The following is a 23,390-nucleotide window of genomic DNA, read 5'->3' as shown; positions in this document are numbered from 1 at the left end:
CTCTTAGTTGTTCCAAGCCTCGGGGGCGAAGAGATAACCCTGTCCCCAGACGGTTTTAATTCTGAAGGGGGTTTCAATATTGTCGTTGAGCTTTTTACGCAGCCTTGAAATGCGCACGTCTATCTTTCTATCTTTACCATCAAAATCAATGTTAAGCAGTAATTGATAGATGTACTGACGGCTCAGCACTTGTCCCGCCTGCGAGGCCAGCAACCACAGGAGTTCAAACTCATGGCTGGTGAGGTCGACTTCTTTGTTGTCGAGGCGGATAGCATGGGTGTGGGGATCGATGCTCAGCTTACCAAAGGTCAGGCAGTGGGATTCGGCCTGAGGCGGTTGGTTTTGGCGACGTAATAGGTTGTTGATACGGGCAACCAATAGTGCTGGGTCGACGGGTTTCACCACGTAGTCGTCGGCGCCGAGTTCTAGCCCTTTGATTTGATCTTCGCTAGAGCCCAGAGCGCTCATCAGTAGGATGGGGCCGGCAAAGTAATCGGGCAGCTTTTCACACAGGCTTAGGCCATCGATACCTGGCAACATAATGTCTAACAGTATGATATCGGGCTTATAGTTGATTAAGCGGGTTAGGACTGTGTCACCGCGGCGCTCGACTTCTACGTGCATGCCGTGGGATTTCAAATAATCTACGATTAAATTCGCAAGACGGACATCGTCTTCAACCAATAACACTCTGTGGGGTGATTGTGGATTCGTCATTAAAATAAACTCCAAGGGTTACGGTAACGTCTGCGCACCTGAGGCTGCGAGGTTGACGTGATTTTTAATTTGGCTCCAGCCAGTGTTTGATTGGTGTCCTTACTCACTAAGACAAATTGAATATCGTTTAATGTACTAATATTCAAAGTGATTTCGTGTTGCTCTAACGATTCGCTACACCATTTGGGATAGGCGTTATTATCGGACAAGATACAGACTAGCTCGTCGTGGGCGAGTTGCCACTGTAACTCGACACGGATCTCACAGGCTTGGCTTTCATCTCCTGTGATACAAATTTCCGGGGTCAGTTTTAACTTTGACTCTTCATCCGATGCGGCAAGTACATGGCTTGGCCCCATCAAGCTCACGCTTAGGCCTAACCAGCACAGCATCCTGATATGAAGGGGAGTCACTAGTGTCAGAACCTATACGCTGCGCCAATAAAATATGTGCTGCTATAGTCTTGATCGAGCAAGGGGCTGGCGGCAATTTCGTCTGCAAGTTGTGTGTAGCGGAACGCAAACAGCAGATCCCAGTTATCAGTTAAGATATAACGGGCTGTCATTTCTATTCCTTTATTCCAACCTGCATCGGCATGGTAATGTTGGCTCCAATAAGTGTTTTCACTCGGGCGTACACCATAGTAATAGTCGACGACATTGGTACTCTTCCAATCAAATACGAGCGACATATCCATAACCCAGCGGGTTAAATGCCAACCATAGGTCCATTTTATTTGCGCTTCAGCGCCTTGATGTACGTTAAACATATCATGGGTGTAGGCTAATCTAACTACACCTAACGGGCTATAAATAAAGGCTTCGGCGCCGCCCAGCATGGTAAAATTTCGCGATTCTAAGGAGTTGAATACGGGATCAGGCTCAGTGCTGAGGGCCGTATTGGTGGCGAGCATCTTGGCCTCTTCCTGTGAACTGCGCTTCAAAAAAATATTCGAGGGATCCCAGCGATAAAAATATGCCCTGTCCATGCTGTAGCTAGTGACTAAATTTAAGCTGAAATTAGGCTTCTCGAGCAGGCTATAGCCTAAGTTGCCATTATCAAAAAACCAATGTTCACCATAGTAAGCTACGGTCGGAATAAAAAAGACCGGAATATCATCAAAATCCCGCAATGGATTGGTCTTTTGTCCCCAGCCGACCGCCACGCCTAAATCCCAGTTACGCATTTCAATGCATTCATCTTTAGTGACGCACGGCTCTTTCGCCATTCCTATTGAAGGTAGGCTAAGTGCGGCGAGTAAGATAAACAGTCTTCGATACATGATTTTGCGTTCGGGTGTAATGTCGGTCGGTAATGGTCAACAGATTAGCATTTTATGCTTAAATCCACAGTGCTTTCACCTGAAGGGATGCAAAATGATACAGATATCATATAAATAGCTGATATGTAGATTACGCAATCAATTGAAAGACAAAATAAAAGCCTCAGAGGCCGTCGTTTAACACTTTTTTCGCGGTTGGATTTTTGTGTCTTATCTGTTGGCTTTTGTTGTGGTGATTGTTGGCGACTTGCTTATTGCCAATAAAAATGCCATTCAGAATGTGAATGGCATCAGGACAAGGCGCTAAAACCCGAAAGAGCTTATAGGCTAAAGGAAGTAAAAACGATCAGTTAAGTTCTTTGACGGTTTGATAACCCATTTCAGTAAGCTGGTCATTCACGCAGTCGAGCACGTATTGCTTAAGCTCGGCATTTTCGACCTGATCTTCAGAGGCCATTTGTTGGCACACTTCTGTCAGTTGAGCGATATCATTTGCAGGGGCGGGTGGAAGAGTCGATTCGTCGGCAAAGGTTGCGAAACTCATAAGTGCCGACAGTGTGATAACAGCTGATAAGGTTTTCATTTTATTTCCTTTAGTTATTGATAGTTAACAACAGCCTAACTGGTTTCCCATCATGCCGCTGCGTCAACAGATAGCAATCTATCACTGCTATTATTTTTTAGATATAAATAATTTTTCGCTAATTTGGTGAGCCATTTTTGCCAGCAAAAGTCGCCCATTTTATGGGCAATTTTATCGACGGTTGAGACCTGTTTTGCAAAGATGAATTCGCCGCACAATGCCACTCAATCGGTCGCCACTCAATCGCGTCCACTCTTGCGCCAAGCTTTGGCTGCTTCTATTAAGACTCTCTAAAATGGCTTAAGTTTCCTTGCTACACGCGTCTAAATGTTATGAATTTGTCTAAAACTAGACTTATCTCATCTTTGATAGCGTTATGGGATGAAGTTAATGTTTTTGAGGCTTTATCCCTACGCGGGCTAACGTTATTTTTAGGAGGGAAAATGGGAAGTTTGAAGCCGAGCAAAATTAACCGATAAATCAGATGTGGCGCACTCTTTGTGTCGATGTTTTGTAGTTGTTTGAATCTTATTGGATTAATTTTTAAACTTTAGGTTTAATTTGGTTTAATTTGGTTTAATTGTTTTTATCTGTATGATTTTTATCGATTAATTATTGTTTTTGTTTGGTATTGATATTTTGATTGTGATCCCTTTGGTAGTTATCTAAAATTCGCCGCTTTTTATAAAACAATAAGTATCTAGGACTAGGCTAGGTACTGAGATTAACTTATTTATTTTGGGGACTTTCTGTGTCGACTCAACTGGCGAATCCTGCTCCATTAGGTTTAATGGGCTTTGGTATGACGACTATCCTGCTGAACATTCACAATGCGGGTTATTTTCCGATTGATGCAATGATCTTAGCTATGGGCATTTTCTATGGCGGACTCGGCCAAATCATTGTCGGCATTATGTGTTTTATGCGGGGTGATACCTTTGGGACAACCGCATTTACCTCCTACGGTTTATTTTGGCTAACCTTAGTCGGACTGATTTTAATGCCTAATGCCGGAATTGCGGCGAGCCCAACCCACTTTATGGGATGGTATTTAACCCTGTGGGGGATCTTTACTGCTTTTATGTTCGTGGGTTCGCTACGCTACCCAAGAGCGAAACAGTTTGTGTTTGCCTCGCTCACCATTTTGTTCTTCCTGTTGGCGGCAAGAGATTTCACTGGCAGCGCCTTGATTGGCACTATCGCGGGTTTTGAAGGGATTATCTGTGGCGCGAGTGCGATTTACTTTGCCATGGCGCAAGTGCTCAACAATGAATATGGCCGCACGATTTTGCCGATTGGCGAGTTAAAAGCAAAGGCTTAAGCGTCATTATTGATATTTAGTATTTAACAAAAAGGCTGAATGATTCAGCCTTTTTGTTTTTGAAAGCCTGTGCCGTTTAGGTTAGATTTTTGATTTAATAAATGCGCTACAGGCCTCATCTAAACTGCGATTGGAAATATAACTGGTGCCGGTTTTATGGGTGATTAGAAAACCCTTTTCCGTTGGCACAATACGGTAAATATCCGTCCAAAGGATTTGGCTTTTAACGTATTGTGACTGGGTGCTAATCCCTTGTTCATCCACGATAAGCGTGACTTCATTATTGGCGGCCTTGCTCATCATCTGCCGCATCAACCACCAGGCTTTGTTGTATTTCACATTCAAGGCTTCAATCACCCCGAGTCCGACAAAGAAATAGGCCAAATAGAGGCTGACATCCGCAAAAATCAGTGCAATCCCAATGAGTCCAAACCCCATGGCCTTATAGTAAGGTTTGAGCGTGGGGTCGGGTTTAACTGACTGGGTATAACACTCGTCAAAATGTGCTTTATCTAAGATATAAGTAGTGGAATAACAATAAGGTGTTGTCATCGAGTTATCTAATATTGGAAAGCCTGATTGTGCGCTAGTTTAGCGGTTTAGCCTGTCAAAGTAACGATTTTTAGGGTTGGATCTAAGGAGTCCATAAGGCGAGGAATACTGAATTTATGTATCCCGTCGCCTTAGGATTAGCACTTAATAACGATTGCGTTCGTTGGGCAGATCGCTGAGATACTCCACAAACTCGACCTCAAAACCATGGGCATCGAAGAAGTAAATATTGCGCCGGAAAGGATCTTCCATGCCATCTTTGGCTATCGGAAAACCAGCTTGGGTTAGTCTTGCTATCACGGCATCTAAATCATTCACCACAAAGGCAAAATGGGCTAAGCCAATTTGATGGCCCGTTAAGTCACGGTTTTCGCCCTCACCGTTATCGCTAAAGGCAATGTACTGATAATCATCGCCAAAGTGGATCCAATTGCGTGGCTTGCCGTACCAAGTCCCTTTATCTCCGCCACGGACGCGCCAATGGGGGAAGGCGGCTTGATAAAAAGTGAGTGCTTTGGGGATGTCGTCAACGACTAGGTTGATGTGTTCTAAATAGATCATGATGCGTTCCTTGTAATGATTTTAGTCAGAGTGATAAACATCCAAGCTGCTTACATACCATAGCAGTATTCCTGCTGCTTGGGGTAGGGTTGATGAACATGGCGTTGGCGTATCGGCGCTAAGGCTTGGGCATATTGATGCAACATAAACAGGCTGTATTGCACTCTTTCCCTGAGGTCGATATCCCGCGTACCTTGGGGCGTAGCGTTGAGTACATTCTCGACATTACGGATGATCAAATGGTCGGGAATCGGCACTAATTTATTGTTTTTGAGTGCATTCATTTTGACTTCCACAATGGGGTAGGCACCGCTAATGCCGCTACAAACTGAAATCAACAACACCGGCTTATGGGCGGTTTCCTGACGGCTACACATCAACAGGAAGTTTTTAAGCAGTGGCGATGCCATTCCACCCCATTCGGGCGTAATCAAAACCAGGGCATCCGCAGCATCTACTCTTTGTTCAATCTCGGGCCAATGTTCGCCCTTGTTGTCCTCTTCACCGTCCCAAAATGGCAGATTGAACTGGCAAAGCTCTAAGTGATGGATAGCGTCGTAACCGACACTATGGGGCGATAAAAAACTGGTTTCGGCTATGTATCTCGCGACTTTAGCGCTTTGTGAGTGAGCTCTTTGGCTAGTGCTGATGATGAGTAAGTTCATTATGTAAACCTATTTGTTTATAAATTATTTATAAGGTAATTGCTTTATTTAATCTTGTAAAGAGTAAAATAAATAAAAAACTTTATTTATTCTGTTAAAAGGTGGGCGATTGAGGGATAATCCGAGGCGAAGAGCGGAGAGCGCATATGAAAACCACTGATAAGATTATTCAATTACTTAAGCTGCATGGTCCTTTAACGGCAAAGACCCTAGCGGAAGAACTGGCCCTGACCACTATGGGGGTTCGGCAGCATTTGCAGGCCTTAGAGGATGCGGGTGATGTCGATATTGAAGATAGAGTCGAAGGCCGTGGACGCCCAACCCGGTATTGGGGATTAACGGAGCAGAGTCGGACTCACTTTGCCGACCGCCACAGTGAGCTTAGTTTGCAATTGATTGATTCCGTTAAAATGATATTTGGCGATCAAGGTTTGGATAAACTGATTGAGCATAGGGAGCAAACCGCTATGCAGCAGTATCGCAGCGCGATGCTCGGCATGACGGATATTGCCAGTCGTTTAACGAAACTGGTGGAGCTGCGAACCCTCGAAGGCTATATGGCGACGCAGGAACAAGCGGATGGCGTTTTCTGGTTGCTTGAGAATCACTGCCCAATTTGCAGCGCAGCAACTAAATGCCAAAACTTTTGCCGCTCCGAACTGCAACAATTCCAGCAATTATTTGCCGATATCGCCACAGTGAGCCGTGAAGAGCATATCATCGACGGCGCCCGTCGCTGCGCCTATCGCATTGCGCCTTTATCTTAGCGCTGGGTGGGGTTATGCAATCAAAACGTGGTCGTCTCGACAGATATCTTGCCGTTAAGCTGCAAATTCACCGTAAAGCCGTGCGAGAACTCTTGCTGGCGGAGCGAGTGTATGTGGATGGCGCGCCTGCCAAAGCGCTCGATCTGCTGGTGGATGAATTTTCCCACATAGTATTTGATGGGCAAGTCTTACAGGCCAATAAGCCCGTTTATCTAATGCTGCACAAGCCTGTTGGCGTAGTGAGTGCCACCAAAGACACAGAGCATCGAACAGTGATTGATTTACTCGACTGTGATGCTCGCCATGAGCTGCATATTGCTGGGCGGTTAGATTTAAATTCTTCGGGTTTATTGCTGCTGACCAATGATAGCCGTTGGTCCGAAGCGCTCATGTCTCCTGAGCAAAAGGTGGATAAAGTGTATCGGGTGACTTTAGCGAATCCTTTGAGTGAGGAGTATATCGCGGCATTCGCCCAGGGGATGTATTTTGGCTTTGAAGATATCACAACACAGCCAGCAAAGCTGACTATCCTCGACACTCATATTGCAGAAGTCACGTTAAGGGAAGGAAAGTATCATCAAATCAAGCGGATGTTTGGTCGTTTCCGTAATCCAGTGGTGGGATTACATCGGCTTTCTATCGGTGAGATTACCTTGGATGATGGCTTAAAGCCGGGCGAGAGTCGTATGTTGACGGCACAGGAGGTGGCTTCTGTCTATCTTGCTGGGAAGTCTGCCTAACTCAGCGTTTATGGAACAAGCACAAAGCCACCTTGCCTTGCGGGAAGATGGCTTTGTGCTTAGTTATCTATCGATGATTGATAATGACGTTGCAGCCTTAGAGTTCGGCATGTGGGCCAAAGACTTCATAATGCATTTGCTCGCTAGGTACACCGAAGGCGAGTAATTGCTGTTTGATCGAAGCCATAAACCCAATCGGGCCACAGAAATAGTAATGTGCATTAGCCACGATTTTATCGGCGACGGAGGTTAAGTTCATTGTGCCTACAAAATCATAATCTTGGCCTAACACATCAGCCTTTGTCGGCTCTCTGTACCACACATGGCTGGCAAGATTCGCATGTTGGCCGAGTTTGTTTTTGATGGCCGATTTAAATCCGTGTACTCCACCGTGTTCGCAGGCATGTAACCAAGTCACTGCACTTGGATGTTTAAGCTTTAAGAGTTGATTTAACATGCTCTTCATCGGTGTTTGCCCAACCCCAGCTGAAATCAATACGACAGGTGTTTCAGCTTGAACCGCTAAAGTGAAATCGCCCGCAGGTGGCATCACTGAAAGTGTGTCACCGACTTGCAGTACATCGTGCAGTAGATTTGATACTTGGCCATTAAGTTCACGCTTTACCGTGATCCGATAGCTTTGACCATTCGGAGCATCCGAGAGCGAATATTGGCGAATTTCATCGAAAGCAAGCTTAGGATGTTGCGCCTTAATGCTTAAGTATTGTCCTGGAACAAAGTCTTTTACCGCTTTGCCATCCACGGGCGTTAATACAAAGGAGGCTATTTCTAAGGACTCGGCTTTTTTCTCACTGATGATAAATTCACGCACTCCCGACCAGCCGCCATCCTGCTGAGCACTTTCTTGATAAATCTGTGCTTCACGATTGATAAAGATATTGGCTAAAAATCCATAGGCATCGGCCCATGCCGTTAATACCTCTTCTGTGACGGCTTCTCCACCCAGCTCTTTGAGTGTCGCCAATAGGTGGCTACCGACAATCGCATATTGTTCTGGTTGGATTAAAAACCCTGTGTGTTTGTGGGCGATACGCTCTACAGCCGAACCGAGTGCTCCTAAGTTATCAATGTTTTTGGCATAGGCCGCAACTGCGTTAAATAGCGCTACGGGCTGACCGCCTGAGTGCTGATGCGCCAAGTTAAATACATCTTTTAACTCAGGATTGTGTTTAAACATCCGTTCGTAAAAATGTTGAGTGAGTGCGGGACCAGCAGATTCGAGTAGGGGAATGGTGCTTTTAATCACTTGGATGGTACGGCTATCCAACATAATGAATCCTTAACATGCTTTATTTATGAATGTTATTTAAGTCTAAAGATACATTTGATTTAGATCAATAAAAATCACACCTAAAACTGTTAGGTGTGATTTTGTGAAGATAGGTATTGAGTAATGAAGTCGTAGGCACAGTGAACCTGTGCCTACGAAGAAATGTTAAAGCCTAAATGCACTCACCTGATTACGCATACTGTTGGCAAGTTTTGTGAGATTAAGTACGGATTCACTCAACTCTAAGGCGGAGTTAGTGGAATGTTCGGCAATATCACTGATGGCGATAATGCTGCGGTTGATGCTCTCAGCCACGCTGCTTTGCTCCTCGGCAGCCGTGGCGATATGGGTATTCAGTTCGGTAATATTGTCGACGGAGGCGACAATCTCTTTTAACGCTTGGCCAGCTTGATTCGCCTTATCGTTGGCATCATCCACTTGATTGATACCGACCTCCATCGCATTCACCGCTTCTTTTACGCCTTGTTGTAGAGTGGCGATCATCGCTTCAATTTCTTGAGTCGATTTTTGGGTTCGTTGCGCCAATGTCCTGACTTCGTCGGCGACCACAGCAAAGCCTCGACCTTGCTCTCCGGCGCGGGCGGCTTCAATTGCCGCATTTAATGCCAGTAGATTGGTTTGTTCGGCAATGCTTTTGATCACATCCAATACCCGACCTATGTTTTGGCTTTCATTGGATAAAAAGCCAATCACTTGCGCCGTTTTTTGAATTTGCTCAGAAAGTTGCGACATGCTGGTGATGGATTGCATCACAATATGATTACCATTGGCGGCATAACTATCCGCATCCTTGGCAGAATCCGCTGCCGCTGCGGCACTTTGGGCCACTTCGGCAACAGTTGCCGTCATCTCATTCATGGCCGTTGCCGTTTGTTCGGTTTCAGCCTGTTGCTGTTGCATGCGTTTATTGGTCGCTTGGGTAAAACTGCTCAGCTCAGTGGCTGAACTATTGACCGTATTTGCGGCTTCGGCAATCGAGTGCAAAATGCCCCGCAGATGTTCAATCACTTGGGTCAGGCTAGTGGAGATCTGCCCGAGTTCATCGTCGTTGAAAGTTTTAAACTTAACGGTGAGATCAGAGTCTTGTCGTATCGTCTTAAGATTTTCAACAATATCACGGATCGGATTCATCACGCTGCGATTCACCCAGAGCCCAATCACTATGCTTATCAGCATGGCGATACCCGCAAGGGTGATAAAAATAGAAATAGAGGATTGGTAAATACCGTTTACGGCATCTTTCTCCTGACCGGCGATCTTAATTTGCAGATCAATCAGCTCGGAGACTTTACCGCTGATGGGATCGATGGCGTTATACAGAGGTAATATTTTGTCGTTCAGTTGATGCACCACATCGCCATTTAATCCCCGAAGATACGTGATTAACTGCTCTATTTGTTCATTGGCGGGAGTAAATAAACGCTCAGCTTGCTGCGCGAGTTGCGATTCTTCCTTGGTAAGCTCAGTTGATAGATATTTCTGCCAGCGTTGATTGACTGTGGATTTAGCACTTTCAAGGGCATTGATGGCCTGAGAAGCCGTAAAGCCGCCGGCATTAGCCTTGTTCACCGCATCAATCACATCCACGGCATATTTATCGGCAATCACTTTGAGATCATCAAGGGGGACGACTCGGTCGTTATAGATGCGTTCGACACCATATTCGATTTTTCCCATCATATTGATGGCGATAAAACCGATAGTCAGTAGCATTAGGAGTGGCACGAGAATGCCAATAAACATTTTTTGTTTTATTTGTAGACCATTCATATGGATTTCCTCGGTGAAACAAGGGAGTCCTTTAGGCAGAGCTCGAGCTGTCCCTATGATGAGTCTGTATGAATAGTTATAGCAAATTTAAGGAAGGTGATAAGTTACTTAAGGAAATTTAATCGCAGATACAAAAAACCTCGCTAAGCGAGGTTTAAATGTTGGTACAGATGAGAGGACTTGAACCTCCACGCCCGCAAGGGCACTAGCACCTGAAGCTAGCGTGTCTACCAATTCCACCACATCTGCATTGATATCCGACATTGTGTCGAATTTTAATTTTAATCGCAATTTGGTACAGGTGAGAGGACTTGAACCTCCACGCCCGCAAGGGCACTAGCACCTGAAGCTAGCGTGTCTACCAATTCCACCACACCTGCACTGTACTTTATTGCGATTCTTTACTACTGGTCGCTAAGGCAACCAATTTAAAGATGGTGCCCGAACCCGGAATCGAACCAGGGACACGAGGATTTTCAATCCTCTGCTCTACCGACTGAGCTATTCGGGCGACGGGCGCAATTTAAAGGCTTTTCGGCTTTTGAGTCAACTGATTTTTACGAAATAATGCAAAAAGTAGTGCGGTTGGATAAGTTTTACACGAATAGCGTATTTATTGACTCTTGCCCATATGAAAAGGAACTTGGCGCGCTGCAGAACCTAAAAGGGAAGGGGCATCAAACGGTGAACTTAAGATAAAAAAATGCCCCTTATAAAGGGGCATTTACGCTTAGTTTGATAAGATTTCGTTGTTTGGGAAGTTAGCTTGCATTACCATGAGCACGTTTTGCTTCAGTTGGTTCTGACCTAACTCGCCATAAGCTTCTGCCATAATCTCCAGTGCACGTTCCGTTGAAGGAGTGCCGGGATATGTTTCCAACACAGATTGAGCACGAACGGCCGCAGCACTCCAAGCGTTCATTTTGATATAATACTCAGCAACTTGAATGGAATATTTTGCTAAACGGTTTTTCAGCGACAACATGCGTTTTTGCGCATCGGCAGCATATTTGCTGTTGGGATAGGTTTTGATTAAACGATCAAAATCCTTAAAGGCATCTTGGGCATTTTTAGGATCGCGGTCGGTTCTATCGATATTCAACATATCGTGGAACAGATAGCTGTCCGCCTGCATATTGACGAGTCCACGCATATAGTAGACATAGTCGATATTCGGATGGGTTGGGTTTAAACGGATGAATCTGTCAATGTTGGCAATGCCAGAGGCAACATCGTCCATTTTGTAATAGGCATAAATCAGATCTAACTGAACCTGAGTTTTATGTGGTCCGAAGGGAAAGCGTGAGTCTAACGCTTCCAATGAACGGACGGCTTTAGAGTAATTGCCAAGTTCCATGGAGGTTCTTGCCTGAGAATAGAGCACATCAGGTGAGGTTTTGGCGGCAATATCGTTATCTTCAGGACTGCTGCTACAGGCTGATAACGCTAGCGAAAATAGGACTAAGGTTAAGCCTTTGGAGAATTTATACATACTTGAATTCAATTCTTTATAAGTTGTAGTTAAGAATTTTTCCATTTCACGATAAAATAGAAAGCATTCGATTGTAACAGATAGCACACATTTTTTGACCCCAAAATGGGGATACGGTTCCTATGACACAAGAGATTAATCTAAAAAGCGAGATTTCGGCAACACAAACTGGCCTGAGATTGGATCAAGCACTGGCTGAGTTGTTCCCAGATTACTCGCGCACGCGCATCAAGGAATGGATCCTATCTGATGCAGTCTATGTTGATGGCGTGATGGTGAATAAGCCGCGCGAAAAGGTATTCGAGCTGCAGCGCATTGAAATAAATGCCACGCTCGAAGAAGAAGTACATGCGGCCGCACAAGCTATTGAGCTGGATATTGTCTATGAAGACGATGATATCTTAGTGATCAATAAACAAGCGGGCTTAGTGGTTCACCCCGGTGCGGGCAATGCCGATGGCACTCTGATGAACGCACTGCTGCATCATTGCCCGAATATTGAGCACGTGCCACGTGCGGGTATTGTGCATCGTTTGGATAAAGACACCACAGGTTTGATGGTGGTGGCCAAAACGGTTGAAGCCCAAACCCATTTAGTGGCTGCGTTGCAAGCCCGTGAAATCACCCGTGAGTATGAGGCGATTGTCCTCGGTACTATGACGGCGGGCGGTACTGTCGATGAGCCTATTGGTCGTCATCCAACAAAACGTACCCATATGGCGGTGCATCATTCGGGTAAACCTGCGGTGACCCATTACCGTGTTGCGGAAAAATTCCGTAATCACACCCGTTTAAGATTGCGTTTAGAATCGGGCCGTACTCACCAAATTCGCGTGCATATGGCATACATTGGCCATGTGTTGGTGGGTGACCCAGTTTATGGCGGCCGTCCAAAACCACCCAAGGCAGCAAGTCCTGAGTTTTTCGAGATCCTGAAAAACTTTAAACGCCAAGCATTGCATGCGGTGCGTCTGGAGTTAGCGCATCCTGTTACCTGTGAAGTTATGAGCTGGACAGCGCCTATCCCAGAAGATATGGTGATTCTAACCAAAGCGCTGCGTCAAGATACCTTAGAACACCCAGTCGAGTACTAAGCTATGCTGCTTCACGATTGGCCTGTACCGGATAATGTGGCAATTGCGATGACTGACCGTCACGGCGGTGTGAGTCTCGCGCCCTACGACAGCCTGAACTTAGGGCTGCATGTGGGGGATGCGCCGCATCAGGTATTGGCTAATCGTGGCATTTTGGCGATACAGTTAGGGCTTGCGACTGAGCCTGTGTGGTTGGAGCAAGTCCATGGCACTCAGGTGATTGATTTGGCCGATATCGCCCCAATTAATCTTGCCCAAGAAGTGCAAGATACGCCACCTTTGGTGGCTGATGCCAGCTATACCGACCTTGCTGGACGGGTTTGTGTGGTGATGACCGCCGACTGTTTGCCAGTACTTCTGTGTAATCAACAAGGTACTGAAGTCGCCGCTGCCCATGCTGGCTGGCGCGGACTCTGTGATGGGGTGATTGAGGCGAGTGTGGCAAAATTTGCCTCTAAGCCAAGCGAGCTGATTGCCTATTTAGGGCCAGCTATTGGGCCTAAGACTTTTGAGGTTGGCGCCGAGGTGCGTGCAGCCTTTATGGCAGCAGATCCTAACGCCGCAAACTGCTTTGTCGCTCAATGTCAGGCAACTAAGCCGGACAAGTATCTCGCCGATATTATCGGATTAGCCAAATTGCGCTTAAAGCAACTTGGCATTACGCAGGTTTACAGCGCCGATATTTGCACTGTCTCTAGCTCAGATTATTTCTCTTATCGCCGCGATAAAGTTACTGGCCGCATGGCATCATTGATCTGGCTTAAATCTTAGGTTTATTCCCCTACAATTTGTATTAATTTCCCGCCGTCTTGCTTGAAATCGGTTAAATAGCCCCCATCTTTTAACTAACAAAATGTTATACCTCATTTGTGAGTTTTAGGAGGCTGTATGCGACTCGATCGTATGACCAATAAATTTCAGCTTGCCATCTCAGATGCCCAGTCGCTTGCGCTCGGGCGTGATCATCAGTTTATCGAACCGTTACATTTGATGATGGCGCTGCTCAACCAGGATTCTGGTTCTATTCATCCTTTATTAACCCAAGCAGGCATTCGAGTGAGTGCGCTGCGCTCGCTCTTGAGCCAAGAGCTTGAACGTCTACCGCAGGTCGAAGGCACTGGCGGCGATGTGCAATTATCCCAAGGTTTAATTCGCTTATTAAACCTGTGCGACAAGTTGGCGCAAAAGCGCAAAGACAAATATATCTCCAGTGAGTTGTTTGTCTTAGCGGCACTCGAGGGCAGCGATGCCTTAGCACAATGCTTAAAGAAATCCGGCGCCACCAAAGAGTTGCTGGAGCAAACCATTGAGCAAGTGCGCGGTGGTCAGAATGTGGATGATCCTAACGCGGAAGACCAACGCCAAGCGCTGAAAAAGTTCACTGTCGATCTCACCGAGCGTGCCGAGCAGGGCAAACTCGACCCTGTGATTGGCCGTGACGATGAAATTCGCCGCACCATTCAAGTGTTGCAACGCCGTAGTAAAAACAACCCAGTGTTGATTGGTGAGCCTGGCGTGGGTAAAACCGCGATTGTAGAAGGCCTCGCTCAGCGTATTGTGAACGGTGAAGTGCCTGAAGGGATTAAAAATAAACGCGTTTTATCTTTAGACATGGGCGCACTGATTGCGGGTGCTAAATACCGTGGTGAGTTTGAAGAGCGTTTAAAAGCTGTACTTAACGAGCTGGCGCAGGAAGAAGGCCAAGTGATCCTCTTTATCGACGAGTTGCACACTATGGTGGGCGCGGGTAAAGGTGATGGCGCCATGGATGCGGGCAATATGTTAAAGCCTGCGCTGGCCCGCGGCGATCTTCACTGTGTGGGCGCGACCACTCTCGACGAATATCGTCAATATATTGAAAAGGATGCCGCCCTTGAGCGTCGCTTCCAAAAAGTATTAGTGGATGAGCCTAGCGTTGAAGATACCATCGCGATTTTGCGTGGTCTGAAGGAGCGTTACGAGCTGCATCACCATGTGGAAATTACTGACCCGGCGATTGTCGCGGCGGCGACTATGTCGCACCGTTATGTGTCGGATCGTAAATTACCCGATAAAGCCATCGACTTGATTGACGAGGCGGCATCGAGCATTCGTATGCAGATGGATTCTAAGCCTGAATCCCTCGACAGATTGGAGCGCCGCGCTATCCAGTTGAAACTGGAAGAGCAGGCATTAGCCAAAGAAAACGATGAGGCGAGCCGCCGTCGACTCGAACATTTACGTGTCGAGTTGCATGAGGTTGAGGCTAAGGCGTCGGAGCTTAACGAAATCTGGCGCACCGAAAAAGCAGCGCTGGCAGGAACTCAGCATATTAAAGCCGACCTTGAGCAGGCGCGGATGGATTTAGAAGTGGCACGTCGCGCGGGCGATCTAACCCGTATGTCCGAGCTGCAATATGGCCGTATTCCAGAGCTTGAAAAGCAACTGGACTTAGCATCGCAAGCCGAAATGCAGGACATGACACTGCTACGCAATAAAGTCACAGACTTAGAAATCGCGGAAGTGCTCTCAAAGGCGACGGGGATTCCGGTTTCTAAAATGCTTGAAGGCGAACGTGAAAAGCTGCTGCAAATGGAAGTGGCACTGCATGAGCGGGTGATTGGCCAAAACGAAGCCGTGGATGCGGTCGCCAATGCGATTCGCCGTAGCCGCGCAGGGCTTGCCGATCCGAATCGTCCTATTGGTTCGTTCTTGTTCTTAGGACCAACTGGTGTGGGTAAAACTGAGTTGTGTAAGTCGTTGGCTAAGTTCCTCTTCGATACGGAATCGGCCTTAGTGCGCATCGACATGTCCGAATTTATGGAGAAACACGCGGTTTCCCGCTTAGTTGGGGCGCCTCCAGGCTATGTCGGCTATGAAGAGGGCGGCTACTTAACCGAAGCGGTGCGCCGTAAACCTTATTCGGTGATTTTGCTCGATGAGGTGGAAAAGGCACACCCAGACGTGTTCAACATTTTGCTGCAGGTGTTGGATGATGGCCGCTTAACCGATGGGCAAGGTCGTACCGTCGACTTTAGAAATACGGTGATCATCATGACCTCAAACTTAGGCTCTGACATTATCCAAGAAGGATTTGGTCACCTAAGTTACAGCGAAATGAAGAGCGCGGTGATGAATGTGGTTACCCATAGCTTTAGACCCGAGTTCTTAAACCGGATCGACGAGTCTGTGGTATTCCATCCCTTGGATGCGGAAAATATCAAGCATATTGCATCTATCCAAATTGCTTCATTGCGTAAGCGTTTGGCAGAGAAAGACTATACGCTGGAGATCACCGACGAGGCATTATCGTTAATCGCCGAAATTGGTTTCGACCCAGTCTATGGTGCAAGACCGCTGAAACGTGCTTTGCAGCAAGAGATGGAAAACCCATTAGCGCAAAAATTACTGCGTGGTGATTTACTGCCCGGCAAACCTATCAAGGTCAGTTGCGCCGCTGGTGAGTTGGTATTCGAGCAATAATTTACGCGGATGGTTACCGTGCTAAATGCTGCTTAACCTAAACAAAAAACCGAAGTCTTAGACTTCGGTTTTTTTATCTCTATATGCTACAGATATAATGTTCGCTAACCCTAAAAGAATGGCTAGCAATAGCGTGGCGTTGCTATTAAGGCTTCAGTCGATCCTATAACAAACGCAGAGCGTTATTTCTTATCGCAAAACAGTTTTATCCGCTGCTGATTCTCGCTAATCGCCGCTTGGCGCTCTTCTTCTGTCATCGCAACAGGTTCTTTATTACCGTCTGCTTGACGGGTGAGTTTAGTATGAGTCGTTAACACATCTAAATTATGTTTAGCATTTTCACAAATCGCTTCGGCTTGCTTAGCGTCTTTCTCTTTAATTAACGCCGCCGATTTTTCGGACTCGGACATTTCAGGGGGCGCATCTTTTTTTACGGGAGCGATATAGCCAATCTTACCAGGCTCGATATCTTCGCTATAAAGTTGCTGCGTTTTGGGTTGCTCCTGCTCCGGTGGCTGCTGACTGTAATGGGTGACACCATTCTCATCAACCCAAGTGTAAATCACCCCAGCTAATACGGGCTGAGTGAGCAGCATTAAGCATGCAATCCGCAGAAACGTTGCGCTAACCTTGGCTTTTTTTAACATAAAAATCATCCCTAAGGGTCACCATCGACATGATAGTAAAATATGCTATCTTGAAGCCTACTTCCATTTCAGCTCATAGCTTTATAAGTGTATGCAAAATTCCACGAATCAAACAGTAAAGAATAAAGGTATCTATTTACTGCCGAATTTATTCACCACTGCTGGCTTGTTTTCCGGCTTCTATGCTGTGATTGCCTCTATGAATGCTAACTTTGAAGCGGCGGCGATTGCGATTTTTGTGGCCATGATTTGCGATGGTCTAGACGGCAGAGTGGCAAGGTTAACGAATACGCAAAGTGACTTTGGTGCCGAATATGACAGCATGGCGGACATGGTGTCCTTTGGTATGGCGCCTGCGTTACTCGCCTATAATTGGGCGCTTGCGGATTTAGGCAAGGTCGGTTGGCTCGCTGCATTTATCTATTGTGCTGGCGCAGCACTCAGACTTGCTCGTTTTAATACTCAAGTCGGCGTGGCAGATAAGCGTTACTTTCAAGGGTTAGCGAGTCCTGCGGCCGCGGCGGTTATTGCCGGTAGCATTTGGCTTGGCAATCAATATAACCTCGATGGTAAGAATATCAGTTGGATTGCCGGATTGATTACGGCTATTACGGGATTATTAATGGTGAGTAATTTCCGTTATCACTCATTTAAGGAAATTGACTGGCGCGGCAAAGTGAATTTCATTGCTATCTTATTTGTGGTTGGCGTGTTTGTGGTGGTGTCGGTGCAACCAGCATTAATTCTCTGTATTGGTTTTTACCTCTACGCCATCTCGGGGCCAGTGATCACTATTCGTACCGTGAGAAAACTAAAAGTGGCGCACATTGTTGGCGATGGAGAGCATGAAAAGGAACAGGACGCGGGAGAGGACAGAAAGAGTTCAACAAATTCTGCGGATAAGCCTTAGGCTGACAGTTCCTACATTCACAAGCTTTAATTCCATGAGTTAGTTCTACGGTTCAAGAGTCGCTATTCGTTACTCTTGAACTGTTTTCCTCATCCGACATATACATCTATATATGCAAAAGTTTTAAAGCGTCCTTTCTTAAGGCTATTCAGTCTATAGAATTCCCTGCACATCCCTGCCGCGTATGCCAAACTTATCAACCCAAGTGACAAAGATTGCAGCATATTTATCCGATATTTGCCGTTTTGCTGGTTATTTGCTCACTTAGCGTAGTTTATTAAAAAAGCCCTTGCACAAAAAGTTCTGCTGCCTATAATGCGCATCCACTGACACGGCAGACAGCGAAAGCGAATGCGGTATCAGTGCGAATCGAATGCAAAATGTACAGTTGATTCGAAAGCGCCAAGAAGTTTGCAAAAACGCCTTGACGCGACTGGGGAAATGCGTAGAATACGCAGCCCTGACCCGCTGAGCGGTAACGCGAAGTGAATGGTCAAATGCTCTTTAACAATCTAAACAAGAAATCTGTGTGGACACTCACAGGTGTTGAGTTAATCGAAATTACTCTGCCGTTTGGCGAGTAATCAAAATTTACATCAATGAATGAGTGTTCATAGCAATATGTACAACGACTTATTAAGTTAAGTTGATTCAGAATTCATTGAGTCGTTTCTTCGGAAACAAAAAACTTTTAATTGAAGAGTTTGATCATGGCTCAGATTGAACGCTGGCGGCAGGCCTAACACATGCAAGTCGAGCGGCAGCACAAGGGAGTTTACTCCTGAGGTGGCGAGCGGCGGACGGGTGAGTAATGCCTAGGGATCTGCCCAGTCGTGGGGGATAACAGTTGGAAACGACTGCTAATACCGCATACGCCCTACGGGGGAAAGGAGGGGACCTTCGGGCCTTCCGCGATTGGATGAACCTAGGTGGGATTAGCTAGTTGGTGAGGTAATGGCTCACCAAGGCGACGATCCCTAGCTGTTCTGAGAGGATGATCAGCCACACTGGGACTGAGACACGGCCCAGACTCCTACGGGAGGCAGCAGTGGGGAATATTGCACAATGGGGGAAACCCTGATGCAGCCATGCCGCGTGTGTGAAGAAGGCCTTCGGGTTGTAAAGCACTTTCAGTAGGGAGGAAAGGTTGTAAGTTAATACCTTGCAGCTGTGACGTTACCTACAGAAGAAGGACCGGCTAACTCCGTGCCAGCAGCCGCGGTAATACGGAGGGTCCAAGCGTTAATCGGAATTACTGGGCGTAAAGCGTGCGCAGGCGGTTTGTTAAGCGAGATGTGAAAGCCCCGGGCTCAACCTGGGAATTGCATTTCGAACTGGCAAACTAGAGTCTTGTAGAGGGGGGTAGAATTCCAGGTGTAGCGGTGAAATGCGTAGAGATCTGGAGGAATACCGGTGGCGAAGGCGGCCCCCTGGACAAAGACTGACGCTCAGGCACGAAAGCGTGGGGAGCAAACAGGATTAGATACCCTGGTAGTCCACGCCGTAAACGATGTCTACTCGGAGTTTGGTGTCTTGAACACTGGGCTCTCAAGCTAACGCATTAAGTAGACCGCCTGGGGAGTACGGCCGCAAGGTTAAAACTCAAATGAATTGACGGGGGCCCGCACAAGCGGTGGAGCATGTGGTTTAATTCGATGCAACGCGAAGAACCTTACCTACTCTTGACATCCAGAGAATTCGCTAGAGATAGCTTAGTGCCTTCGGGAACTCTGAGACAGGTGCTGCATGGCTGTCGTCAGCTCGTGTTGTGAAATGTTGGGTTAAGTCCCGCAACGAGCGCAACCCCTATCCTTATTTGCCAGCGCGTAATGGCGGGAACTCTAGGGAGACTGCCGGTGATAAACCGGAGGAAGGTGGGGACGACGTCAAGTCATCATGGCCCTTACGAGTAGGGCTACACACGTGCTACAATGGCGAGTACAGAGGGTTGCAAAGCCGCGAGGTGGAGCTAATCTCACAAAGCTCGTCGTAGTCCGGATTGGAGTCTGCAACTCGACTCCATGAAGTCGGAATCGCTAGTAATCGTGGATCAGAATGCCACGGTGAATACGTTCCCGGGCCTTGTACACACCGCCCGTCACACCATGGGAGTGGGCTGCAAAAGAAGTGGGTAGCTTAACCTTCGGGAGGGCGCTCACCACTTTGTGGTTCATGACTGGGGTGAAGTCGTAACAAGGTAGCCCTAGGGGAACCTGGGGCTGGATCACCTCCTTACCTATACGACTAACTCGATGTTTGTTGAGTGTTCACACAGATGGCTTGTTGAACTTCTCGAAAGAGGAGGGAGAGCGAAATGCACCGCTTGCCGGTAAGCATTGTTCTTTAACAATTTGGAAAGCTGATAGTAATTAATACAATGATGTCTGTCGTTGTGTTAATACGAAAAAAATTGAGTTCTTAAAACACTTTTTAAGTGTCTTGAATATTCAAGTCTAAGGCGAGTCCATCTTCTTGGTCGAAGATGAGACAAGTAAAACCAGCTGGTCGCAACGACGCAAGTGATGTGAAACTCATTTGGGTTGTATGGTTAAGCGACTAAGCGTATACGGTGGATGCCTTGGCAGTCAGAGGCGATGAAGGACGTAGTAACTTGCGAAAAGCGTTGGCGAGCTAGTAACAAGCATTTGAGCTAACGATGTCCGAATGGGGGAACCCAGCAGCATAAGCTGTTATCACTGCATGAATACATAGTGTAGTGAGGCAAACGAGGGGAACTGAAACATCTAAGTACCCTTAGGAAAAGAAATCAACCGAGATTCCCCTAGTAGCGGCGAGCGAACGGGGATTAGCCCTTAAGTCAGAGGGGTGTTAGTGGAATGGTCTGGAAAGTCCAGCGGCACAGGGTGATAGCCCCGTACACGAAAACTAACCTTTGATGAAAACGAGTAAGGCGGGACACGTGATATCCTGTTTGAATATGGGGGGACCATCCTCCAAGGCTAAATACTCCTGACTGACCGATAGTGAACCAGTACCGTGAGGGAAAGGCGAAAAGAACCCCTGTGAGGGGAGTGAAATAGAACCTGAAACCGTATACGTACAAGCAGTGGGAGCGGTTCTTGAGACCGTGACTGCGTACCTTTTGTATAATGGGTCAGCGACTTACGTTTTGTAGCGAGGTTAAGCGAATAGCGGAGCCGTAGGGAAACCGAGTGTTAACTGCGCGTTTAGTTGCAAGGCGTAGACCCGAAACCCGGTGATCTAGCCATGGGCAGGTTGAAGGTTGAGTAACATCAACTGGAGGACCGAACCGACTAATGTTGAAAAATTAGCGGATGACTTGTGGCTGGGGGTGAAAGGCCAATCAAACCGGGAGATATCTGGTTCTCCTCGAAAGCTATTTAGGTAGCGCCTCGGACGAACACCTTTGGGGGTAGAGCACTGTTAAGGCTAGGGGGTCATCCCGACTTACCAACCCTTTGCAAACTCCGAATACCAAAGAGTGCTATCCGGGAGACAGACGGCGGGTGCTAACGTCCGTCGTCAAAAGGGAAACAACCCAGACCGTCAGCTAAGGTCCCAAAGTGTATGTTAAGTGGGAAACGATGTGGGAAGGCTTAGACAGCTAGGATGTTGGCTTAGAAGCAGCCATCATTTAAAGAAAGCGTAATAGCTCACTAGTCGAGTCGGCCTGCGCGGAAGATGTAACGGGGCTAAACATACCACCGAAGCTACGGGTGCAATCCATTAGGGTTGCGCGGTAGAGGAGCGTTCTGTAAGCCGTTGAAGGTGAAGGGGTAACCCACGCTGGAGGTATCAGAAGTGCGAATGCTGACATGAGTAACGATAAAGGGGGTGAAAAACCCCCTCGCCGAAAGACCAAGGGTTCCTGTCCAACGTTAATCGGGGCAGGGTGAGTCGACCCCTAAGGCGAGGCCGAAAGGCGTAGTCGATGGGAAACAGATTAATATTTCTGTACTTCCGCTAACTGCGATGGAGAGACGGAGAAGGCTAGGCTAGCGCGGCGTTGGTAGTCCGCGTTTAAGGTGGTAGGTGGGTGACTTAGGCAAATCCGGGTCACTATACACTGAGAGCTGATGACGAGTCCCCAAGGGGATGAAGTAGTTGATGCCATGCTTCCAGGAAAATCTTCTAAGCTTCAGGTTAGCGGGAATCGTACCCCAAACCGACACAGGTGGTCGGGTAGAGAATACCAAGGCGCTTGAGAGAACTCGGCTGAAGGAACTAGGCAAAATGGTACCGTAACTTCGGGAGAAGGTACGCTGCTGTTGGTGATGGGACTTGCTCCCTAAGCTGACGGCAGTCGCAGATACCAGGTGGCTGCAACTGTTTATCAAAAACACAGCACTGTGCAAAATCGCAAGATGACGTATACGGTGTGACGCCTGCCCGGTGCCGGAAGGTTAATTGATTGGGTTATCGCAAGAGAAGCTCATGATCGAAGCCCCGGTAAACGGCGGCCGTAACTATAACGGTCCTAAGGTAGCGAAATTCCTTGTCGGGTAAGTTCCGACCTGCACGAATGGCGTAATGATGGCCACGCTGTCTCCAGCCGAGACTCAGTGAAGTTGAAATTGCGGTGAAGATGCCGTATACCCGCGGCTAGACGGAAAGACCCCGTGAACCTTTACTATAGCTTGGCACTGAACATTGACCCTACATGTGTAGGATAGGTGGGAGACTTTGAAGCGGGAACGCTAGTTCTCGTGGAGTCGTCCTTGAAATACCACCCTTGTAGTGTTGATGTTCTAACTTGGGCCCCTAATCGGGGTTAAGGACAGTGCCTGGTGGGTAGTTTGACTGGGGCGGTCTCCTCCCAAAGAGTAACGGAGGAGCACGAAGGTTGGCTAAGTACGGTCGGACATCGTACGGTTAGTGCAATGGCATAAGCCAGCTTAACTGCGAGACAGACACGTCGAGCAGGTACGAAAGTAGGTCATAGTGATCCGGTGGTTCTGAATGGAAGGGCCATCGCTCAACGGATAAAAGGTACTCCGGGGATAACAGGCTGATACCGCCCAAGAGTTCATATCGACGGCGGTGTTTGGCACCTCGATGTCGGCTCATCACATCCTGGGGCTGAAGTCGGTCCCAAGGGTATGGCTGTTCGCCATTTAAAGTGGTACGCGAGCTGGGTTCAGAACGTCGTGAGACAGTTCGGTCCCTATCTGCCGTGGGCGTTGGATGATTGAGGGGAGTTGCTCCTAGTACGAGAGGACCGGAGTGAACGAACCGCTGGTGTTCGGGTTGTCATGCCAATGGCATTGCCCGGTAGCTATGTTCGGAATCGATAACCGCTGAAAGCATCTAAGCGGGAAGCGAGCCCCAAGATGAGTCATCCCTTGGACTTTAAGTCCACTAAAGAGCCGTTCGAGACTAGGACGTTGATAGGTCAGGTGTGTAAGCGTTGTGAGGCGTTGAGCTAACTGATACTAATGACTCGAGAGGCTTAACCATACAACCCAGATGGGTTTTACAAGTACTTAGCTTGAATACAAACACTTAAGAAGTGCAACTCAAACCAGCTTTCCGA

The 23,390-nt window shown here is 47.3% G+C and carries 18 protein-coding genes, 3 tRNA genes and 2 rRNA genes; 9 read left to right on the top strand and 14 right to left on the bottom strand.

Annotated elements, in window-relative coordinates; genetic code table 11:
* Positions 1-3: 3 nt before the first annotated feature.
* The 4 genes from N7386_RS16545 to N7386_RS16530 form a co-directional block, all read right to left on the bottom strand.
* On the bottom strand, positions 4-717 hold the full coding sequence (locus N7386_RS16545; RefSeq protein WP_011073412.1) for a winged helix-turn-helix domain-containing protein: 714 nt from the start codon (positions 715-717) through the stop codon (positions 4-6).
* Positions 717-1,109 (bottom strand): DUF3019 domain-containing protein, encoded by a 393-nt coding sequence (locus N7386_RS16540; RefSeq protein ID WP_164717969.1) that lies wholly within the window; start codon positions 1,107-1,109, stop codon positions 717-719. Before N7386_RS16540 ends, N7386_RS16545 begins: the two co-directional genes overlap by 1 nt.
* A gap of 26 nt (positions 1,110-1,135) precedes the next feature.
* Entirely contained in the window at positions 1,136-1,999 is an 864-nt protein-coding gene (locus N7386_RS16535; RefSeq protein WP_126511762.1) for a MipA/OmpV family protein, read from the bottom strand.
* A 346-nt stretch (positions 2,000-2,345) separates the two neighbouring features.
* Entirely contained in the window at positions 2,346-2,582 is a 237-nt protein-coding gene (locus N7386_RS16530) for a hypothetical protein (protein WP_011718003.1), read from the bottom strand.
* Positions 2,583-3,333: 751 nt separating this feature from the next.
* Between N7386_RS16530 and N7386_RS16525 the strand changes: the two genes are divergently transcribed.
* Positions 3,334-3,903, top strand: coding sequence for a GPR1/FUN34/YaaH family transporter (locus tag N7386_RS16525; RefSeq protein ID WP_089067174.1), 570 nt, complete (start codon positions 3,334-3,336; stop codon positions 3,901-3,903).
* Between the two features lie 81 nt (positions 3,904-3,984).
* On the opposite strand, the gene N7386_RS16520 is transcribed toward N7386_RS16525, so the two are convergent.
* From N7386_RS16520 to N7386_RS16510, 3 genes are all read right to left on the bottom strand, one after another.
* Positions 3,985-4,455 carry a YcxB family protein gene (locus tag N7386_RS16520; RefSeq protein ID WP_279769759.1) on the bottom strand — a complete coding sequence of 157 codons (471 nt, stop codon included), beginning with the start codon at positions 4,453-4,455 and terminating at the stop codon, positions 3,985-3,987.
* Between the two features lie 144 nt (positions 4,456-4,599).
* Positions 4,600-5,016, bottom strand: coding sequence for a VOC family protein (locus tag N7386_RS16515; protein WP_279769758.1), 417 nt, complete (start codon positions 5,014-5,016; stop codon positions 4,600-4,602).
* A 50-nt stretch (positions 5,017-5,066) separates the two neighbouring features.
* The gene (locus N7386_RS16510; protein WP_088210379.1) at positions 5,067-5,681 is read right to left on the bottom strand and encodes an NAD(P)H-dependent oxidoreductase; all 615 of its coding nucleotides are present in this window, start codon (positions 5,679-5,681) and stop codon (positions 5,067-5,069) included.
* A gap of 146 nt (positions 5,682-5,827) precedes the next feature.
* On the opposite strand from N7386_RS16510, the gene N7386_RS16505 reads away from it, so the two are divergent.
* Together N7386_RS16505 and N7386_RS16500 are read left to right on the top strand one after the other, a co-directional pair.
* On the top strand, positions 5,828-6,448 hold the full coding sequence (locus N7386_RS16505; protein ID WP_011623744.1) for a metalloregulator ArsR/SmtB family transcription factor: 621 nt from the start codon (positions 5,828-5,830) through the stop codon (positions 6,446-6,448).
* 14 nt (positions 6,449-6,462) lie between these two features.
* On the top strand, positions 6,463-7,188 hold the full coding sequence (locus tag N7386_RS16500; RefSeq protein ID WP_279769754.1) for a 16S rRNA pseudouridine(516) synthase: 726 nt from the start codon (positions 6,463-6,465) through the stop codon (positions 7,186-7,188).
* 97 nt (positions 7,189-7,285) lie between these two features.
* Here N7386_RS16500 and hmpA read toward each other — a convergent pair whose 3' ends face one another.
* The 6 genes from hmpA to N7386_RS16470 all read right to left on the bottom strand — a co-directional run bounded on the left by hmpA (position 7,286) and on the right by N7386_RS16470 (position 11,762).
* A complete protein-coding gene (hmpA, locus tag N7386_RS16495; protein WP_279769752.1) occupies positions 7,286-8,479 on the bottom strand; it encodes an NO-inducible flavohemoprotein in 1,194 nt (397 codons plus the stop codon).
* 165 nt (positions 8,480-8,644) lie between these two features.
* The gene (locus N7386_RS16490; RefSeq protein ID WP_011717995.1) at positions 8,645-10,270 is read right to left on the bottom strand and encodes a methyl-accepting chemotaxis protein; all 1,626 of its coding nucleotides are present in this window, start codon (positions 10,268-10,270) and stop codon (positions 8,645-8,647) included.
* 162 nt (positions 10,271-10,432) lie between these two features.
* A tRNA-Leu gene (locus tag N7386_RS16485) sits at positions 10,433-10,519 on the bottom strand.
* Positions 10,520-10,563: 44 nt separating this feature from the next.
* A tRNA-Leu gene (locus N7386_RS16480) sits at positions 10,564-10,650 on the bottom strand.
* Positions 10,651-10,705: 55 nt separating this feature from the next.
* A tRNA-Phe gene (locus tag N7386_RS16475) sits at positions 10,706-10,781 on the bottom strand.
* A gap of 219 nt (positions 10,782-11,000) precedes the next feature.
* On the bottom strand, positions 11,001-11,762 hold the full coding sequence (locus N7386_RS16470; RefSeq protein WP_039978513.1) for an outer membrane protein assembly factor BamD: 762 nt from the start codon (positions 11,760-11,762) through the stop codon (positions 11,001-11,003).
* 122 nt (positions 11,763-11,884) lie between these two features.
* Here N7386_RS16470 and rluD point away from each other — a divergent pair, with 122 nt between their 5' ends.
* The 3 genes from rluD (at position 11,885) to clpB (ending at position 16,318) form a co-directional block, all read left to right on the top strand.
* Positions 11,885-12,856, top strand: coding sequence for a 23S rRNA pseudouridine(1911/1915/1917) synthase RluD (gene rluD, locus N7386_RS16465; RefSeq protein ID WP_279769749.1), 972 nt, complete (start codon positions 11,885-11,887; stop codon positions 12,854-12,856).
* 3 nt (positions 12,857-12,859) lie between these two features.
* Positions 12,860-13,627, top strand: coding sequence for a peptidoglycan editing factor PgeF (gene pgeF / locus N7386_RS16460; protein WP_279769747.1), 768 nt, complete (start codon positions 12,860-12,862; stop codon positions 13,625-13,627).
* Between the two features lie 117 nt (positions 13,628-13,744).
* On the top strand, positions 13,745-16,318 hold the full coding sequence (gene clpB, locus N7386_RS16455) for an ATP-dependent chaperone ClpB (protein ID WP_279769745.1): 2,574 nt from the start codon (positions 13,745-13,747) through the stop codon (positions 16,316-16,318).
* A 182-nt stretch (positions 16,319-16,500) separates the two neighbouring features.
* Here the strand turns inward: clpB and N7386_RS16450 are convergent, their stop codons facing one another.
* Positions 16,501-16,965, bottom strand: a complete 465-nt coding sequence (locus N7386_RS16450; protein WP_279769743.1) for a DUF4124 domain-containing protein — start codon at positions 16,963-16,965, stop codon at positions 16,501-16,503.
* 91 nt (positions 16,966-17,056) lie between these two features.
* Here N7386_RS16450 and pssA point away from each other — a divergent pair, with 91 nt between their 5' ends.
* The 3 genes from pssA to N7386_RS16435 all read left to right on the top strand — a co-directional run bounded on the left by pssA (position 17,057) and on the right by N7386_RS16435 (position 23,314).
* Complete coding sequence (pssA, locus tag N7386_RS16445) at positions 17,057-17,875, top strand: CDP-diacylglycerol--serine O-phosphatidyltransferase (RefSeq protein WP_279769741.1); 819 nt, start codon at positions 17,057-17,059, stop codon at positions 17,873-17,875.
* Positions 17,876-18,567: 692 nt separating this feature from the next.
* Positions 18,568-20,110: ribosomal RNA gene (locus tag N7386_RS16440) — 16S ribosomal RNA — on the top strand.
* Between the two features lie 311 nt (positions 20,111-20,421).
* Positions 20,422-23,314, top strand: a 23S ribosomal RNA gene (locus N7386_RS16435).
* Together the 16S and 23S rRNA genes form the textbook arrangement of a ribosomal RNA operon.
* Positions 23,315-23,390: the final 76 nt, after the last annotated feature.

Source organism: Shewanella sp. GD04112, assembly GCF_029835735.1.
Classification (GTDB): domain Bacteria; phylum Pseudomonadota; class Gammaproteobacteria; order Enterobacterales; family Shewanellaceae; genus Shewanella.
This window is presented reverse-complemented; position numbering and strand designations above follow the sequence as displayed.